Below are 16718 nucleotides of genomic sequence, written 5' to 3' on the forward strand. Positions count from 1 at the left end.
CTGCTCATCTTCTTCCATCACAAGGTGTCCACCTATTTTGGTGGACACCTCATGCATCAGAGCACTCAACAGCAAAAGGTGCGGGGAAATTCGCGCTTACGGTCTTGGACTTAGGGTCACCTGAAAAGAAGGAGCGGCAGGTGGGCGCTAGCTCGTGGTCAACACCGCGCACGGTCCTCCATTCAAAACCGCCTTCGCCAGCGCATCACTGACGTCAGAGGTTGCGAAGGGATCGCTGCCTGGGGCGCTTGGCCTATTCGTCCCTCCAAACCACACGCCGCTCCCATCTGATCTCGACCAGGCGTCGGAAACGGATGGTCTCCAGTTCCTGCCCGACGGGGTGGAACAGCTCCGCTCGCATCGATTCCTTGCGGCCGCATCTTTCGCAACGGACCTTTGCCCGCACTTGGTCGATTGTGACGTTGCCAATCACCTCCCGCAATTCCAGCGGCTTATAGAAACGCTTGATGTTGCAGAGGCCACAGCTAAGGCGCGCAACCTGCCCCGCGTTGTGGGCATGCATCAACGTCCATGGCGCGCCTCTCGGCCATTTTTCGGGTTGTTCTGGCATCCCTAGAGATGAGGAACATATTCCTCTCGGGTCAAGAGGCCATTGACTCTGTCGTTCTCTTTTTGTTCACCAAGGGCAAAATGGAGACATGCAATGAAATCGATCACTGTCACTGCGGCCGAGCAGCCCGAAATCTACGCAATGATGAGGCGTGAACGGCCTGCCATACATCGCTCCGTCATCAAGATGGCAAAGCAAATGCGCGGCCTATCTGATGTCAGTCAGAAACAGGCGATCGCTGAACTTACGGCCACTTGGATTCTAGCGATCTACCCCGGACAGCTTGGAGCTGGCATTATCGCTTTCAGACGCGATGCGCGAACAGACCGATATCTATCTGCGGGAAAGCAAAAAGAAGCCCGCAGCACCGCACTGATGCATGCGCAGCCGAGGGCCCTCGCCGGCTAGGATCGACCGGGGGTGGCCTTATCGCGCTGCCCGATGACCTGTGCACGGGATACAGCCTCACGCTGGTCCACGAATTTTGCGAAGCGCGCGCGCTGGTCCTGATGACAAGGCAGGTGCAGGCGATATGGCCGGATCATAAATACGAGAACTGGCGGCTCTACTGCTTCGCCGATCAGGCGTCCGCACAGCTGTCCTTGACCACTTCGGAGGCATGATCTTCGATCCCAAGCGCGATCGGGAAAACGGCAACGCACGCGGCGTCTGGCGCCGGACGGGCGAATAAAAGAGAATTCTCGATCTCGGCCCGCTGAGCGTTCCCAAGGCCCTGCGCAATTAAGGCAACGACATGTGCAATCTTTATAACGTCACCACCAGCCAAGAGGCGATCCGCCAATGGACCGGGGCGTTGAGGGACATCCTGGGCAATCTTGCGCCGTCTATCGACATCTATCCCAACCAGTTCGGCCCGGTCGTTCGCAATGCGCAGGACGGGACGCGCGAGCTTGCCAAGCTGCGCTGGGGAATGCCGACGCCGCCGGAGCGCATAAGAGGCAACGCCGATTCCGGCACGACGAACATTCGCAACCCGCAATATGGCCACTGGCAGCAGTATGTCGGCATCGAGCACCGCTGCGTGGTGCCGGTGACGAGCTTTGCCGAGCCCAGCCCCACGGCTGGCGACAAGGATCCCGAGACGGGCATTCAGCGGAACTTCTGGTTCGCCCTCAACGAGGACCGGCCGCTGTGGACGCGCTGGCAAGGGGTCCGCAAGGTCAAGGAAGGCCCCGGCGATCATGAGCTTTATGCCTTCATGACCACGAAGCCAAACGCGTTAATCGAGCCGATCCACGAGAAGGCAATGCCGGTGATCCTGACCTCGCGAGAGGAAGCCGAGACTTGGCTGACAGCGCCATGGTCGGAACGGCTGCAGCGGCCGGCGGCCGACGACGCTCTCGCCATCGTCGAAAAACCCGCCACCCAGATCAAAATCCCGCAGCAGGGGCCGGCACAAGGGTGGCTGCTCTAACGGCTTGCCGATAACCGACAACAGGTCATTCGCGTTCCCAGCGCCATACAACCCGTCACGCGTCCGGGTATTTTTCCCTCTCGCGATGGTCGATGGGACGTGCTTTACAACGGTCATGACCCTTTTTACGCGATTCATCCTCCTTGCCGCCGGCGCGGCGTGTCTGCCTTCGGCGGCTTACGCGGAGCTGCTCAATAGTGTGAGGATTGAAGAGCCGACATGTCAGCCCATCACTACGGCTAATGAAGCGCTCGCCAAGATACCCATTTTTCAGACGACGTGGGACCTCGTGAGCAAGAGTGATAAACGCGTGGTCATGCATATAGACTCTATCTACTCAGACGGCACCCTATACCAGCGGACGGCGCCTTACGCGTCTTGGCACGGCAAGCCGGATGATCTTGTCAACCCACGGCATTCGGGTTGTCACCGGTTGCGCGAAGAGGTGCTGGATGGTGTCAACACCGTGGTCATCTCCTATTGGAAGCACAACCCCGATTTTGATCCGCGATGGTATCGTTGCAATATCTGGCTCCGAATCCCGGAATACAGGAACGAGAAGATGGACTGCTCCAGCGTTTATTTCTCCGAGGCTGTCGAGATAAAAGTCCGCTGGTTCTACCGGACCGACATCAAGCTGCCAGTGACACGACCGGAGTGATCGCCCGATGCGGCTATGTAATCTTCGCGTCTGGGACAAACACCTCGCGATTGCTGCCGCTCTTTAGGAGAGGTCGTCGTGCGTGGGTCAGAATGGGCTGTCCAAGTGAACGCGCCTGGCCGGACCCCCCTGGGCGGCTCGACCCAGCGGCTCCGAACATGCAAAGTGAACGTCCTGGGGCTGGAACGGCGTCGCGCAACCTGCCTGGAAATATGAACCCACAAATGCTTTTTTGAGGACGCATGACCCGCGATTGGAGAATGACAACTGCAATAGCTTGTTCTGTAGCTGCTCTGCTGCCGGCCTCTCCTTCGAATGCCAAAATGAAGTCACCCGATGGCATAACGCCGGGTATCGAGCGTCCGAAGAACGGCGATAGCGTTAGCTGGACCAGCACCGTCCACACAGGGAACGTCCTCGATACTTATCAGACAACGCACATGAATGCGGCTTGCAAATTCTTCGGATACCCAAAAGTCTTGCTGTCCATCCCACCCAAACAAGGGACTTTTACGTTCACTAAAGCACCTGCGTTGCCAAATGTTTCAAAAGACAGCAAATGTTATAATCTAAAGATACCGCACGTTCTTGGACACTACCTTCCTAACCCGGGGTTTGTTGGGGTGGACAGGGTAAAGATACGCTCTTCATTGATCGGCGGCGGGTTCGCCTACGTCACCATAATCATAAAAGTCGTAAAGTAAACCTGATGGGAATTTACTTTGCTTAGATAGTTTTACATTCTCGTTTGGTTTACGGTGCTGATTATTCTATGCTACCGGTGTGTTGTGAGATTTATCCTTTTCTTTTACCGCGAAGGATGGAATTCGGCCGCGACAATCCGATAGTCCATCACATAGTAACCGCTTTTATTTCACTATTGCTGTTTGGGTTGGTCTTTTAACGTAGGAGTTCGGTTATTTTTCTGTTTGGCCCACCCGGTGGCGATATCGAGTGCCAGTTGGCAAATGGACTTTCAGGCGATCGTCGAGCGCATGATCGAGCCGATTGGACGCGCGGCGAGATTATGCGCTCGCTGAGGTGGCTGATCGCTGCCGACAACATGACCCAGAAGGAAAACGCCAAGGTCGACACCGATCTGGCGATTGCAAGGGCAATGATGAGGGCGGGCCGGCCTCTCTAGCGCAAGGAAGCCGCGTCAACACTCTACACCACGATTGCCGGCTGCCCGTCGTCACGGCGCATATGCGACGTTCGTTAGCCGCCGATCGCGTTCCTATCCACGACAATCGCGTGGTAGTATAGTCGCTTGATTTGGCGAAAGTTTTTGTCGTCAAACTCACCGGGAAACCGGGGAGGTGGTCATGAGAATTATTATCACTCTAGCATGTGTCGCCTTGCTTACAGGTTGCGCAACGGCAGGCCCCCCAGGCCCCCAAGGGCCGGTCGGTCCACAAGGTCTGCCCGGTAAGCAGGGACCAAAAGGTGCAATGGGGGCTGCGGGTCCAGCGGGGAAGGACGGCATAAGCGGTTGGGAAATCACCCAATATGCAAGTGCGAGTGATACAAGCCCAGATAAGTCGGCACAGGCTTGGTGTCCCAAGCCAAAAGTCGTCATAGGTGGCGGTGCCAGCGCGTCAAATTCAAATGCTCTAATTTCTAGGAGCTTGCCGGTTACTTCCCCATCTCAAGGGTGGGTAGCACAAGCGCATGTAGCCGCTACGCGGCCAACAACTTGGACGCTGACAGCATATGCCATTTGCGCGCTTGTCAAATAGTCCACGCTTGGCTGGCCGGTGACCTTGGTTGTCGCACCTCTGAGAGACCGTTTGAAAACGGGGTGGCGGTTTGAGGCGGTCCATGCTTCAAGCTTCTGATGTGGACAGCAGCGACTCGGGCCCGGGTGGCCGCCATCGAGAAGAAGAGTAGTAACGCGGTCATACCCACATGTAGACATGCCTCAATCAGAAACCCTACCGCCCAAGGTCACGATGCTGTCCGGCCGGTGGCTATCACGGCTCGCAGAATTATAGACATCTCGACACGACCGCACGTCCACATGTCATCATCTATCGGTGTTGGGGACACCTCAAGCGTCCGTTGTTAGACTAGGCGACACCTTGTAGATTGGAACGACGCCTTGGAGATTGGAAACATGGCGCTCAAGCGGATGGACAACGTAGGAATCGTCGTCGAAGACCTCGGAGGGACGATTGATTTCTTTCGCGAACTCGGCCTAGAGCTCGAAGGGCGGGCCACGATCGAAGGAGAATGGGCCGGACGTGTCACTGGACTGGGCGATCAGCGTGTCGAGATTGCCATGATGCGCACACCGGACGGCCACAGCCGGCTCGAGCTCTCCCGCTTCCTCACGCCGCCTGTCGTCGCAGATCACCGGAACGCCCCGGTCAACGCCCTAGGCTACCTCCGCGTCATGTTCGCCGTGGACGACATCGACGAGACGCTTGAAAGGCTCCGCACGCGCGGCGCGCAGCTCGTAGGCGAAGTAGTCCAGTATAAAGACGCGTGTCGGCTCTGCTACATTCGTGGGCCTGAAGGGCTTCTCATCGGACTCGCCCAAGAACTCAGCTGAGCGCAATACGAAGACAAACCCGCCTGTTCGAGGTCCATCCCTCCACGGTCGGCCGCGTTCTCGCTAAGCACGATTAGGTCGTCAACCCGGGCCGGGGCGCCCGCGAAAGCCGCCGTCAGCAGCCTAAGATACAAACGGCGTTCTAGTCTTTGTCCCAGAAATCCTGCAGCGTGGCGTGCCGAAGATCTTCCTCGCCCTTTAGATGCTTCACGCGGACTTTGATCCCCTGTTTCACCCACTGCTTTGCCGGCCTCTTCATGCCCTTGGGCGCCGGCCCGGCGTGTTCCTGCACTCGCTTCCAAAGCCGCTCCCGCATCTCGCGATTGACGCTGACGAAGGCACTGCCGACATACTTCCGGGTGCCCGGCTCGCCCATGAGCGCAAATGCGGGCTTGCCTCTCTCGCGCTCGAGCCAAGCAGTTCGAACTCGCTTTCCGTCAGAGCCTTAACCTTGAGCCAGTTCGTCGATCGGCCGCTACGATATTTGCTGTCGCGGCGCTTAGACACCATGCCCTCGAGCCCCGCTTGCTCAATGAGGTGGAAAACTGCCTTCGCCGTTCCCGGCAGCGCTTCGCTGAATTGAATACGGCTACCGGGTTCGATCAGACTGGCCAGGATCTCACGCCGGTCCTCTAGCGCCATGTCACGAAGATCATGGCCGTTCAAATGGAGGAGATCGAAGGCGACGAAATAGAGGTCGTGCTGTCGGCGGGTGATCGCCTTCCGCAGTTCTGAAAAATCCGACAGGCCAGCCTCGTTAAGGACAATGATCTCGCCGTCGATGATCGCGCTTTCGATATTCAAGGCATTGGCGGCCTCAACCAGGTCACGGTATTTCTTCGTCCAGTCGAGCCCGTTGCGGGTAAAGATGCGCACGCCGCCGGCATCGATGACAATCTGCGAGCGATACCCATCGAACTTGACCTCGTGAAAAGTTGTCCCCCTCGGGCGGCTTCTCCACCAAGGTCGGCAGCAACGGATCAATGAACTCCAGCCGGTCTGTGCCAGCACCTGCCCGCCTACGCATGGAACCTAGTCTAGGTCACAGGTGCATATTAGCCATAGTGAACGTAACGAGCTCTAAAGGACATGCGATATGGCAGACGACAAAAGCAAACGCGACTTCCGCGACCGCAACAAGGATCGGCGGACGATGATTATGAGGTGAACTTTTTCGCTCTGCATAACAACATCACGCCGGAGCAGGTGCGCGAGCTGTCCACAGGCACGGCAACGATCGGGCAACCCTGACCGAGGCGGCGGAGGCATTGCCGGCACAATGATGACAAAACTCTCAGACCTGGGGCCGCCGATCGCCGGCACGCGACACGGTGAGCCCGTGAATCATGAGGGGGACATTTCTATTCCTGCCCGACCTGCGGCCAGGCAGTCGATCGGCGCGATCTTCGACAGGTCATTTGGCACGAGCAACCTGGTCACACTCGACTGGAGTTCGATTCATGAGAGCCGGCGCGGAGGGAGATCGAGGGTGCGGTGCCGGCCGTCTATCGTCCCAGCGGCTGTTTGGAAGTCGAAACAAGTTCTGCTTCGTCCACCACTCCGGCCATGTAATTTGCAATGATACGGGACGCGAGCACTTCACGCTGATGCGCAGATTGGCCGTCAACTTTCAACTGATCGAAGACGCGGCCCAGCAGCGCCAGATCCGAGGGAATTGAAGGCACCGGATTGCTCAGCTTTTCGACGAATCGGCATGACACCCCTTCGCTGCAGGCTCCGTCGAGCACAATCGAAATAGTTGGGCGCTATTGCAAGGTCCAGGGTGGACACTCCGGCAGCAAAAGTCTCGCGACTGAAAACAAGTGCTCAAGACAAAACCCGCCGCGCTCCGAAGCGCGACGGGTCGATCGAGCGTTGCACCAAGCACGGGGGCGTGGGCTATGGTCGGACTGTGCCCGGTGCCGCGGATCGTGAGAAACGATACGCGCAGTGCCAGTTTGCGCCCACCTACCGCCAGTTGGGACGAGTTTCCGTAGCCGGTTGAGGCGTGACGATAATCGCGAATGTTCGCTTTTTACATGCCGTTGACTCACCCAGCCTAACGGCCGTTAATATTGATCCATTGACTGCCACAATAGCGGCTTTCAAAAGCTTGGGGGTTTTCAAAATGCCGTTCAAACGAGCCGGTCTATACCCTTCCGATCTCGATCTTTGCCAACGGATATTCGACCAGATATGCAGCGACGAGCATATCGCCCGCTCATCCTTGGACGCCGAGCACCTAGCCCTGGAAATTTTGGTAGCCTTGCAGGAGGCTGACGCGGATGAGCCTGAGCTGCTTGAACTCGTCAGATCGAAGCGGCGGGTTGCTCGTCATCTCAGAAATCCTGCAGAGAGGCATGGCGGACGTCTTCCCCGCCCCTGAGAAGATGCTTCAGTGGGACGTTGATTCCCGCGCCTTGACCCACAGCGTTGCCGGCCGCTTTGCTGGCTCGCGCGTCCTGTCGGCCGTCTGGAACCTGCGCCAAACTCGTCAGTTCTGGAGAATGCCAAAGCACCGCGTGGCAACGATCCTGACTTCTATCGGGACCCTGACATCCCGGCCGGCGGCTTTTCTCGTGTTGCTGGCCTATGCGGCGCTTTGGATGATCTTCGACCGCTCGAGTTTAGAATGACATGGCGTTGCCACTCTGGGGACTTGGGCCATGACGCTGTTCATCCAGCGCGGCCGAGCATCGCGATACTCAGGCTCTGCACGCCAAGACGGACGAACTGCTTCGCGCAGTCGGCGATGCTGACAACGAGACGGCGAAAATCGACAAGAAAGAACCGGAGGAAATTGAGGCGCAACGGGAGCGAAACGGGAATGAGATTGAGGCAAGTCTTCACTGAGAGCCACTCTATTCCCGGCAGCATGTCCCCATGTCGCGAGCCCTGATTGTCGTTGGTCTCATCATAATTGCCGTGGGCTTACTGTGGCCTTGGTTGTCGCGGACCGGTCTCGGCAGACTGCCTGGTGATTTCGTGATCGAACGTGAGAACTTCACGTTTTATGCTCCGATCGGCAGCGGGATTCTGCTCAGCATTGTTCTCTCGTTTGTTCTGTGGCTACTCAGCCGGTAGGGAGGACGGCGAGCCCGCGTCTTCCGACGGAACGGCAGACGCGGCCGGATCGGAGCCCCGATGGACTTGCTGCGTGCGCCGAACCTTCCCTGTGCGCCGCTGTTCCGCTGCGCATATAAAAAGCCCGCCGCACATGTGATGCGGCGGGCCGGTCAAGCGCTGTTGCAGCTAGCGGGGGACTCGGGTGGGCGGGCTTGGCTAGGTGCGCGCGAGCCGTAGGGAAGCTTAAGCGGATGAACTTCAACGAGTGTTCCAGGCCGGCCGCTCGTCGTGCTGAGAGCCAATCAACGCGATTAGACGGTCGCGCTTCTCAAAGACTCAGTGCGGCGCGCCACCGGCAAGGAGGTGCCGATAGCCATTCGTCGCGATCCAGCGGGCACGCGTCAGATGCGTCTCCCAAGCCCGGAATGCGCGCTGCGGTTCCTTCTCAGGATCGATGTGCAGGACGATCCTAGCAACTTCGCGCCAGTCTGCATCTTCAGCCGCCGCGTCGAGCAGGCGGATGTAAGTAACCAGACGCTCTTCGTCGTATCCCGTCAGGACCGAAGAAGTCGGGGCCTCGTCGGCGATATCCGGATCACGGAGAGGTGGGCGCATGCCATTTTATAACCCGAGTGCGTGGCGGACGCAAAAGCCCGCCACACCTGTGGCACAACGGCGACATTGGGCAGACGCCGAGCGGCCGCTGTGATCGAGTCTCGGAAAATGCGCGACCGTCAATACCAAGTTCTTGGGATGGAATTTCACCGCAAGATGGGCAAGCTCTTGGCCAGGAGTAATCGCGATGACAGTCCTTGCCTATAGCCTTGCCGCCGGCGTCAAGGGATCTTGGAGGGTCGTCTGCGTGCCTGAAGATCTGCATTTGTATGTGGAATTCAGTCCGCCCGAGGCCGATTCAGATCCACTCGATTGGTCGAGCGTTGATGACTTCCTTGCATGGCGACCGAGAGGTGCGCTCCACAAGCGAGCGCGCGACAGGTTGGTTTCGCTCATTTCCGATGCGCTGCTAGAGCGCTAAAGCGAAAGCTCCGCCGGCTGCAGCCAGCGGGAAGACTGCCCGAAGCCGAAGCGAGCTCCTGGAGGTGAAAAGCCGCCAACGGGCATTACAGGCCCAACTTCTCCCGGAGTGCATCAATGCGTTTAGAAGCTTCCGCCTTGCTGAGGCCGTCAGCGTAGGCATCAGGGTCATCGGCCTGTTCGGCCAGAGTTTTCAAATACGAAGCTTGGGCGGGGGTCGTTGGATCATCTCCGCTGACCCAATCTTCCGGGTCTTTTTCGACGTTTGCCCATGCCTCGGTTTTTGGCTTGTTGCGGTCACTCACAGTGCATCTCCCTTGATGACTAGCACAATGAGACTGATCACGATTTGTTCCGGGGAAGGAAGGGCGATTATGCATTTCACCGACCCGCCTTGGCAGCTGCGACAAATCATGATTCGTTGGCGTGGCCTTGGGGGAGCACACATGATCCGCATTGCCATTGTCATTGCGATTGCCATCAGCGCAGCGGCATGCGTCAATCAGTCGAACGTTCCGTATGATACGAGTAAAAAGACCTGTAGAATGGTTGCTAATGGATGGACAGGTTACAAAAGAGAAGTTTGCATCCCTGACACTCCAAATAAATCATGCATGCTCTATTACAATCGGTATACAGGTGCGGAAAGTATATTGTGTGGCCCGCTAACTCTTAAAGCAACCACTGCCGAAGGCCGTGCCAGGCAGCTTGCAGGCAGCAAATACCCTTAGTTCGCCGGCCCAGACCCGTTCTGCCCAGCGCTGCCCAGCTGCCGGGGAATGGTGGCTCCTTCATAAGTGGAGGAAGAGCGCCCGACCCGAAAGAAGCGAGCTTTCCTCGGAGGCGCTAAGGTTTAGGGCTGCGAGTGGACTGGTTCGTCAACCTTTAGCGGTCGAAATGGGCTTTGCAACGTGAATGCGTCCGGCAGAATTCCCTCTTCGATCTGTTTCCAGGTGACCGGAGCAGCTATCGGAAAGCCTGGACGAGCCCGTGGCGAATAGGCACCGACTGCCGTGTTCCCGCGCCCATTGCGGAGATAATCGAGGAAGATGCGCCCAGAGCGGGCGGAAGGCGCGGCCGAGATGAGGTAGCGATCGGGGTGCTTGCTGACCAGTTGCTGCGTCAGCCTGCGGGCATACTGCCGAGCGGCGTCGTGGGTGATCACAGCTTTCAGCGGCGCCATCACATGCAGGCCCTTGCCGCCGGTCACCTTCGGCCAGCTATCGAGTCCTTCCGAACGCAGCATGTCCCGGACCTTCAGAGCCGTCTCGACGATCATCTCCCATTTGACCCCCTCGCCAGGATCCAGGTCGATGACAACCCGGTCGGCATGCTCGATATCATCGACGGTGGTGTTCCAGGGATGCAACTCGACAGCGCCTATTCCACCAAGCCAAGCAGGCCATCAAGATCATCGACCCACAGCCTCACGCCTTCTCCACCCTCGCGCTTCTGAACACGCAGTTGTTGCACGGTATCCGGAATGTCGGGCAATCTGCCCTTGTGATAAAAGGTGACCCCGTGCGAGTGGCGAACCAGCTTGAGCGGGCGCCGGCCGAGGTGGACAAGCGCCTTTTTCGCCACCTTCGTCCAATAGCTCATCAGAGCCTCTTTCGACGGCACCAAGGCGTCGGGCAGCAGTTGTAGAATGTTCTCGCGCGGGAGGCCGCAACTTTCATTGGACGGCGGCGTCTTGCGGATCAATGACGCGCCGGCCGCTCCCTGACCAGCCTGTTTACGGCAATTCTTATCCCGAACGATCTTTGCCCTTGTGAAATTCGTGAGAAGCTTCTTCTCGAGGACCCAACGGCCGAAGTCGACGTCGCGATCGTCCTTGCGGCCGATATGTCGGGCTCCATCAACCAGATAGAGGCCACGCTACAACGCGAGAGCTATGCGGCTGCTTTGGAATCACCGACCGTGTTGAAGTGATCAAAGAGGGTATGCACGGCAAGATCGCTGTCACTTTTGTCGAATGGTCGAGCCGCGGCTCCTTAAAAACGCGGGTGGATTGGACCGTTCTCTCTGAGGCGAATGATGCGTCGGTTTTCGCGGAAGCAATTCGGAAAAGGTCGGAAGGCCAACACCGTGACCCCCACGGTGCGAAAACATCGATCTCATACGCCATTGATGTGTCTGTTGATGCCTTTGACAAACTTCCTGTCCCGACGTTGCGCAGGGTCATCGATATCTCAGGCGACGGAACAAACAATGACGGATCTTCACTTGAAGAAAGCCGCCTGAGAGCGCTTCAGAAGGCCATCGTAATCAACGGTCTCCCGATAGGCGCGGAAGTGGAAAATGGCGAGACAACCGCGGAATATTATGAGCGGCACGTTATCGGGGGAGCAGGCTCGTTTATCATTCCAGCCGACAGCTCGGCTGATTTCAATGGGCCATAATAAACAAGCTAATTCGAGAAGTAAGTTCCATCTCCGGAGAGACACGGTCTTAGAACGATCGCGCTGTTATAGCCCTCAATCCGGGGCTCTCATCCAGCCAATTTCCTGATTTCTGCTTGGGCTTATCCACCCACCCCACGAATGTGCCGCCTCCGCAATCGCGCGTCAACGCACAGGTAACGGCGAGATGAATCCGTGAACTCAGTGCCGGGTCTCGCGATCTTTGATTTTGAGCCAGACACCGCCCCTGGGGCGTAAATTAATCGACGGGAACGGCGTCACCTTATGACCCGACTGCCACTCAGCCGAGAAGCGTTGCGCCATCGTCGCCAAGATCAGAACTGCTTCCATCATAGCGAAACGCTGCCCAATGCAGATACGCGGTCCGCCGCCGAAAGGCATATAGGCGAAGCGCGGCAACTCGTGTGCGAGATTGCCCATCCAACGCTCTGGCCGGAACGTTTCTGGCTGCGCGAAATAGCGGGGGTCGCGATGCAATACCCACGGGCTGATGAAGATGGTTACTCCGGCGGGGAAGGCGTAGCCACCAAGTTTGAAGGTCCCGATCGATTCGCGGCCTATGATCCAAGCAGGCGGGTAGATACGCATCGATTCCAACGCGACGCTTTCCGTGTATTTCAGGCGTGGGATATCGTGGGTCGTCGGCAGCCGGTCGCCGAGCACGTCAGCGATTTCAGCCCCCATTCGAGCTTGAATCTCCGGCCGCTGGCCGAGCAGAAACCAGGTCCATGAAAGTGCGAGCGCCGTGGTGTCGTGCCCTGCAAGAAGGAGCGTAATCGCCTCGTCTCGAAGCAGGGCATCTGACATCGGTTTCCCCATCTCGTCACGCGCTTCCATAAGACGGGACAGAACGTCATATCGCCCTTCCAAACCGCTCAAACGACGCTCGGCTATGATTGATGAAACGAACCTTTCGAGCGTTCGGATCGCTCGCCTATACCTGAGATGGCCGGGCAACGGCACTGCGTCAGGAATAAGGATCGGCCGTTTGAAGCGCGATTCCATCTCGATAACGAGATCGTTTGCCGCATGATCAATGTCGGCAATGTCCCACTCAGCTTCGGAATCGAACAGCGTTTTCGCGGCGATCCGCAACGTTAACTCCATCATCTCGGGATGGATGTTCAGGACCTGATCATTGGTCCAGCGATCGAGCATCTGGTGAGTCAGCGACACTATCGCCGTGTCATAGGCAAGGAGCTGTTGGCCGGCAAAAGCCGGGGCCGCCAACCGGCGCTGGCGTCGCCATGATTCACCTTCGTTGGTCAGCAGGCCATTCCCAAACAGCGCCTTTATATGGCGCAACGCGAGCCGATGTTTGATATAATTGTCATGATCTTTGACGAGGATTGTCTCGATAGCTTCCACATCGCTGACCAGAAGAGCGGGCCATCCGGCAAGATTGAGCCAAACGAGATCGCCATATCGACGTGCGGTTTCAGTGATGAAACCGAGTTCGTCTCTGCCGAAAGCGACCAGACTTCCGAGGAAAGGCAAGCCTTTCGGCCCGGGCGGTCGATGCGAACGGGAAGATCTAACGCGGCTCTGGAGAGGGCTGGAGAGGACCATGCGATCCGCCTAACTTTTCAATAGTCGAAGCCCTTTACCGGAAGCATGTGCCTACCGTCCTGAAAGGTCAAATCAAGAAAGGCCGGTGTGTCTACAAGCCCGGCGGTCTGGCCCGGTGGTGAAGAACGGGCTGGTCAGGCCTTCGACCTCGGTCGAAATGGACTTTCTAAGTTGAACGCATCCGGAGAAATCTTCGGTGACGAAGCCAGAGTGGTATGATGGACAGAGAGTTAGAATGACCTAGGCGGCACGTATAGGCAGATTGTGCTGTCGGGGCCAGGTTGCACTTCACGATGCCGGTTTGCCGTTGCTTTTTGGGTATGGCACCAATGGAAACGCATGTCGTGTGATCGACGCACCCTGTTGTCCGCGTAAGGCAGCAACTCACCGGAGGGCATTTTGAAGCCCTTCCTTGTTTCGCGCACCGCTCCATCTGGGATCGGCTCACAATGCTCATCTTGGCAGCACTGCTTTTCATACCAGATGTCATGGGCCGATGCCGGCGGCATCCCGAAAGTGCAGGCGGCGGCTAAGATAGTGCCCAACCCGAGGGCGCTGCCGTCCCTTCTCAATAGCCGGATCATTAACTACATTAGGCTTATCTTATATAACGGCGCAAGCAGAGCTGCAGCTGTGGGCGGCGCGTTGGCCTCTGCTCTTCGCCACGGGGAACAGCGGGTGCAAGATTAAAGACAACATCCAGCCGAAGGCGAGCGCATCTATCGCCGGCCAGGGCAGAAATTCTACGACGCGACCCGGATTTCGGAATCAAAAGGCGAACGGTGGTTTTGCTCAGAAGCAGATGCCCGTTCGGCGGGGTGGCGACGATCGAAGCGATGGCAATCTGAGGCAGGGGAGGCCGGTTTGCGTAAGTCCATGGTCGTTTGAGCGATATGCGAAGGGCGTGAGGCGTGGGGAACTATGAAGCAATCAGTGATTACCCTGGTGACGGCGCTGTCAGTGTTGTCCGTGAGTAGCTCGCCGTTACGCGGGGAACACACGAACGAACCGCGGAACGTTGTTCCGAGCACGGGGACTCAATTCTCGCGAATGACGACCTGGCCGACGGTGCTCGCGCAGAGTTGGTCTTGCCAGCCGCGGTTCACGTGTTCGCAAATCAGCTCTTGCGATGAGGCACGGTGGTATCTTGAGAATTGCCCTTGGGGCGGCAAGCTCGATCGGGACAGCGACGGGATCCCGTGTGAGTCGGTGTGCTGATGTTACTGCGCTCAGGAATGTGAACCAACGAATTTGGAGTCGTTCAATGCGTTCCGTTGGCTTTCTCGTCGGTGTCGCGATGGTATGGTTGCCGGGCATTGCTCGAAGCGAACGCTTTTTTCATATGAGTATGGCGATCACGCTTGGGGCCAGGGCAAGAACGGTGCGGGTGGTGCTCTTCGCCATGGGCGGCTTCGCTTAGTAGCTCTTGCCGCTGCGAAGACACTTTGCAACGCCCGCGATAACACCGCTCGCATCTGCTCGCATCCTGCCCCTTCGGTCACCTAATGATATCCACTGGGATTGGCAGCGAGAAAATTACGTCGGCACCGGCATGGCATTTGTCGTGCGCAAGGCGGTGATGGGCCGGACTAGGTTTTAGGCGCGCCACAGCGCCCTTTGAGAATAGCGATCTCGGTTTCGTGGTCGCCTCCTGACATAGAGGAGACGGGCACGCCTATTAGAAATACGCCCAAGGCGTCGCCGCTCACAGCCTTGTTTTGCTGATTTGATACGATGGCCAAACGCTCTCGGTCCGCCTGTGTGCAAGGGCCGGCATTCGGAACACCTGCGATCTTGTCAGGGGGCGTGGCACACCCTGCCACGCCAGCGAACATTGACGCCAACAAAACAAATCGCTTCACGTTTCCATTCCCCATTTATTGCTTGCCCAGCGGCAACATCGCCTAGACTAGTGCAACAATGCAAGCAAGCGCCGACGGCCCGTTCCCAAACTAATTCTTAGATGATATTGCGCTTACATTAGCTTGCGTGCATGTTTGTTAGCCGACACTTATTGGGATCGGCGCGCAAAGCAGGACGCCCTATGGGGTTACGCCCAGGGCGCGCAGTGCCTTGCTTGCCGCGACGTATTCGATGAAATCGCGGGGGCAGTCGCGCACGGTTAGCCGGTAAAGTCGCAAGGCCCTGTCGGTATGGCCCTTGAACTGGTGGAACTCCGCGGCGTAGAAATTGGCCTCACATAGATTTCCGCGTTTCCTGCTCGGGACGGGATCGTCGGCCGCGGCCAGTGCTTCTTCGGGCGTCTCCTCGCCAAGGAACATACGAACCAGCGGGGCAGGCCATCTGGTCATGTCCAACTTGCTGGCCATCTGGCGCAAATGGCTGGCACCCCCGCCACGCCGCTCGGCCAGATCCGCCCAGATGGCATAATAGGCATTGCCAGGTGCAAGTGCTGCCGCTGTGGCAAGATCCGCTTGCGCCTTGGCCGGTTTGCGATCGTAGAAGTAGTAGATTCCCCTGCTTCCATAAGGGTTGACATAGGTCGGATCGAGTGTGATCGCATGGCTATAATCGGCGACGGCGCGCTCTGCATCACCCTTTGCGCCCCATGAAATGGCCCGGTTATTGTAAGCGTAGGGGTGTTGGGGATTGAGGCTGATCGTCTCGTCGAAATCGGCGATGGCGCGGTCGAATTCGCCCATCCTGTTGAAAACGAAGCCGCGGTTGTTGTAGGCCTCCAGATATTTCGGATCGAGCTCGATGGCGTGGCTGTAGTCGGCGATGGCGCGAGTGTCGTAGCCCTTGTGAGCCCAAGCGAGACCGCGATTATAGATGGCCATGGCTTTTTCCGGATCGAGCTCGATCGCCCGGTCGAAGTCGCTGATGGCGCTGTCGTTCTCGCCCTTATCGAGCCAAAGCAGTCCGCGCTCGTTGTAGGCATCGGTGTCGTTCGGATCGAGGGCGATGGCGTTGTCGTAGTCCGCCATGGCCAGGTCATTGTCGCCGCTCTCAGCCCAGGCGATCGCCCGGCTGTGGTAAGCGTTGGCGCGACTCTCCGGGCTTCGCGCCCCGTCCTCGATGATCCGCGTGCAGGCGGCGATCCGCTGTGAGCCTGCAGCGGCGCCTCCGCAATCGTCAGTATCCTCAGCCAAGGTCGGGGCGGCGAGCGCAAGCAGCACAACAAGACCGACGAGCACCCGTTGTCCCGCTTGAACTGAACGTTCGATTGGCCGCCTTTCAAGCATCATATCAGCAGGTTTCCGATCACAATTGCGGGTTATTGGTCTCTCGCCAATTTGACCAAACAAATTCTAGTTCTGCGCAAGGCATCGCCGAAGAAAATGGTGGGTAAATATTGAATTGAGCTGATCGCGAGGTGTGGGCTTGCTGGCGCTCGAGGCCGCGCTCCAAAGGAGGCTAGGTCGTAAACTCATAAATGCGGA

At 57.7% G+C, this 16718-nt stretch carries 17 protein-coding genes and 3 pseudogenes; 13 read left to right on the forward strand and 7 right to left on the reverse strand.

What is annotated here, in order from left to right:
* Positions 1 to 664: 664 nt before the first annotated feature.
* From NKI08_RS28390 to NKI08_RS28410, 5 genes are all read left to right on the forward strand, one after another.
* Positions 665 to 979, forward strand: a complete 315-nt coding sequence (locus NKI08_RS28390) for a hypothetical protein (RefSeq protein ID WP_352774233.1) — start codon at positions 665 to 667, stop codon at positions 977 to 979.
* A gap of 346 nt (positions 980 to 1325) precedes the next feature.
* On the forward strand, positions 1326 to 2006 hold the full coding sequence (locus tag NKI08_RS28395; RefSeq protein ID WP_352774235.1) for an SOS response-associated peptidase: 681 nt from the start codon (positions 1326 to 1328) through the stop codon (positions 2004 to 2006).
* A gap of 115 nt (positions 2007 to 2121) precedes the next feature.
* Positions 2122 to 2667, forward strand: coding sequence for a hypothetical protein (locus NKI08_RS28400; protein ID WP_352774236.1), 546 nt, complete (start codon positions 2122 to 2124; stop codon positions 2665 to 2667).
* A 242-nt stretch (positions 2668 to 2909) separates the two neighbouring features.
* Complete coding sequence (locus NKI08_RS28405) at positions 2910 to 3371, forward strand: hypothetical protein (protein ID WP_352774238.1); 462 nt, start codon at positions 2910 to 2912, stop codon at positions 3369 to 3371.
* A 1412-nt stretch (positions 3372 to 4783) separates the two neighbouring features.
* A complete protein-coding gene (locus NKI08_RS28410) occupies positions 4784 to 5221 on the forward strand; it encodes a VOC family protein (RefSeq protein WP_352774240.1) in 438 nt (145 codons plus the stop codon).
* A gap of 142 nt (positions 5222 to 5363) precedes the next feature.
* Here the strand turns inward: NKI08_RS28410 and NKI08_RS28415 are convergent.
* Positions 5364 to 6248: pseudogene (locus tag NKI08_RS28415) on the reverse strand (ATP-dependent DNA ligase).
* Positions 6249 to 6726: 478 nt separating this feature from the next.
* Positions 6727 to 6906, reverse strand: coding sequence for a hypothetical protein (locus NKI08_RS28420; protein ID WP_352774242.1), 180 nt, complete (start codon positions 6904 to 6906; stop codon positions 6727 to 6729).
* Positions 6907 to 7581: 675 nt separating this feature from the next.
* On the opposite strand from NKI08_RS28420, the gene NKI08_RS28425 reads away from it, so the two are divergent.
* A complete protein-coding gene (locus NKI08_RS28425; RefSeq protein WP_352774243.1) occupies positions 7582 to 7857 on the forward strand; it encodes a hypothetical protein in 276 nt (91 codons plus the stop codon).
* A 247-nt stretch (positions 7858 to 8104) separates the two neighbouring features.
* On the forward strand, positions 8105 to 8305 hold the full coding sequence (locus NKI08_RS28430; RefSeq protein WP_352774245.1) for a DUF2905 domain-containing protein: 201 nt from the start codon (positions 8105 to 8107) through the stop codon (positions 8303 to 8305).
* Positions 8306 to 8623: 318 nt separating this feature from the next.
* Here the strand turns inward: NKI08_RS28430 and NKI08_RS28435 are convergent, their stop codons facing one another.
* Positions 8624 to 8902: a DNA -binding domain-containing protein gene (locus tag NKI08_RS28435; protein WP_352774246.1), complete on the reverse strand. Its 279-nt coding sequence runs from the start codon at positions 8900 to 8902 to the stop codon at positions 8624 to 8626.
* Between the two features lie 187 nt (positions 8903 to 9089).
* Here NKI08_RS28435 and NKI08_RS28440 point away from each other — a divergent pair, with 187 nt between their 5' ends.
* Entirely contained in the window at positions 9090 to 9323 is a 234-nt protein-coding gene (locus tag NKI08_RS28440) for a hypothetical protein (protein WP_352774247.1), read from the forward strand.
* Positions 9324 to 9408: 85 nt separating this feature from the next.
* Here NKI08_RS28440 and NKI08_RS28445 read toward each other — a convergent pair whose 3' ends face one another.
* Positions 9409 to 9627: a DUF3072 domain-containing protein gene (locus NKI08_RS28445; RefSeq protein ID WP_352774248.1), complete on the reverse strand. Its 219-nt coding sequence runs from the start codon at positions 9625 to 9627 to the stop codon at positions 9409 to 9411.
* 69 nt (positions 9628 to 9696) lie between these two features.
* Here NKI08_RS28445 and NKI08_RS28450 point away from each other — a divergent pair, with 69 nt between their 5' ends.
* A complete protein-coding gene (locus NKI08_RS28450) occupies positions 9697 to 10053 on the forward strand; it encodes a hypothetical protein (protein WP_352774250.1) in 357 nt (118 codons plus the stop codon).
* Positions 10054 to 10175: 122 nt separating this feature from the next.
* Here the strand turns inward: NKI08_RS28450 and ligD are convergent.
* Positions 10176 to 10990: pseudogene (gene ligD / locus NKI08_RS28455) on the reverse strand (non-homologous end-joining DNA ligase); the annotation flags it as partial.
* A 177-nt stretch (positions 10991 to 11167) separates the two neighbouring features.
* Between ligD and NKI08_RS28460 the strand changes: the two are divergent.
* Positions 11168 to 11724 (forward strand): annotated as a pseudogene (locus tag NKI08_RS28460) (DUF1194 domain-containing protein).
* A 201-nt stretch (positions 11725 to 11925) separates the two neighbouring features.
* Here NKI08_RS28460 and NKI08_RS28465 read toward each other — a convergent pair.
* Complete coding sequence (locus NKI08_RS28465) at positions 11926 to 13314, reverse strand: cytochrome P450 (RefSeq protein ID WP_352774252.1); 1389 nt, start codon at positions 13312 to 13314, stop codon at positions 11926 to 11928.
* Between the two features lie 759 nt (positions 13315 to 14073).
* Between NKI08_RS28465 and NKI08_RS34765 the strand changes: the two genes are divergently transcribed.
* The 3 genes from NKI08_RS34765 to NKI08_RS28475 all read left to right on the forward strand — a co-directional run bounded on the left by NKI08_RS34765 (position 14074) and on the right by NKI08_RS28475 (position 14734).
* The gene (locus NKI08_RS34765; RefSeq protein WP_502899678.1) at positions 14074 to 14202 is read left to right on the forward strand and encodes a hypothetical protein; all 129 of its coding nucleotides are present in this window, start codon (positions 14074 to 14076) and stop codon (positions 14200 to 14202) included.
* Positions 14203 to 14364: 162 nt separating this feature from the next.
* Positions 14365 to 14532 carry an excalibur calcium-binding domain-containing protein gene (locus tag NKI08_RS28470; protein WP_352774254.1) on the forward strand — a complete coding sequence of 56 codons (168 nt, stop codon included), beginning with the start codon at positions 14365 to 14367 and terminating at the stop codon, positions 14530 to 14532.
* Between the two features lie 46 nt (positions 14533 to 14578).
* Entirely contained in the window at positions 14579 to 14734 is a 156-nt protein-coding gene (locus NKI08_RS28475; protein WP_352774256.1) for a hypothetical protein, read from the forward strand.
* Between the two features lie 622 nt (positions 14735 to 15356).
* Here the strand turns inward: NKI08_RS28475 and NKI08_RS28480 are convergent.
* Positions 15357 to 16472, reverse strand: a complete 1116-nt coding sequence (locus NKI08_RS28480) for a tetratricopeptide repeat protein (RefSeq protein ID WP_352774258.1) — start codon at positions 16470 to 16472, stop codon at positions 15357 to 15359.
* Between the last annotated feature and the right edge of the window lie 246 nt (positions 16473 to 16718).

The organism is Mesorhizobium sp. M0768, assembly GCF_040320195.1.
Lineage (GTDB): Bacteria > Pseudomonadota > Alphaproteobacteria > Rhizobiales > Rhizobiaceae > Mesorhizobium.

What these genes read in the sequence shown, in the direction of transcription:
- NKI08_RS28430 (WP_352774245.1), top strand. Translation starts at nt 8,105, where the DNA reads ATGTCGCGAGCCCTGATTGTCGTTGGTCTCATCATAATTGCCGTGGGC.
- NKI08_RS28390 (WP_352774233.1), top strand. Translation starts at nt 665, where the DNA reads ATGAAATCGATCACTGTCACTGCGGCCGAGCAGCCCGAAATCTACGCA.
- NKI08_RS28465 (WP_352774252.1), bottom strand. Translation starts at nt 13,314, where the DNA reads ATGGTCCTCTCCAGCCCTCTCCAGAGCCGCGTTAGATCTTCCCGTTCG.
- NKI08_RS28410 (WP_352774240.1), top strand. Translation starts at nt 4,784, where the DNA reads ATGGCGCTCAAGCGGATGGACAACGTAGGAATCGTCGTCGAAGACCTC.
- NKI08_RS28435 (WP_352774246.1), bottom strand. Translation starts at nt 8,902, where the DNA reads ATGCGCCCACCTCTCCGTGATCCGGATATCGCCGACGAGGCCCCGACT.
- NKI08_RS28440 (WP_352774247.1), top strand. Translation starts at nt 9,090, where the DNA reads ATGACAGTCCTTGCCTATAGCCTTGCCGCCGGCGTCAAGGGATCTTGG.
- NKI08_RS28395 (WP_352774235.1), top strand. Translation starts at nt 1,326, where the DNA reads ATGTGCAATCTTTATAACGTCACCACCAGCCAAGAGGCGATCCGCCAA.
- NKI08_RS28405 (WP_352774238.1), top strand. Translation starts at nt 2,910, where the DNA reads ATGACCCGCGATTGGAGAATGACAACTGCAATAGCTTGTTCTGTAGCT.
- NKI08_RS28475 (WP_352774256.1), top strand. Translation starts at nt 14,579, where the DNA reads ATGCGTTCCGTTGGCTTTCTCGTCGGTGTCGCGATGGTATGGTTGCCG.
- NKI08_RS28425 (WP_352774243.1), top strand. Translation starts at nt 7,582, where the DNA reads ATGGCGGACGTCTTCCCCGCCCCTGAGAAGATGCTTCAGTGGGACGTT.
- NKI08_RS28450 (WP_352774250.1), top strand. Translation starts at nt 9,697, where the DNA reads ATGCATTTCACCGACCCGCCTTGGCAGCTGCGACAAATCATGATTCGT.
- NKI08_RS28400 (WP_352774236.1), top strand. Translation starts at nt 2,122, where the DNA reads ATGACCCTTTTTACGCGATTCATCCTCCTTGCCGCCGGCGCGGCGTGT.
- NKI08_RS28470 (WP_352774254.1), top strand. Translation starts at nt 14,365, where the DNA reads ATGACGACCTGGCCGACGGTGCTCGCGCAGAGTTGGTCTTGCCAGCCG.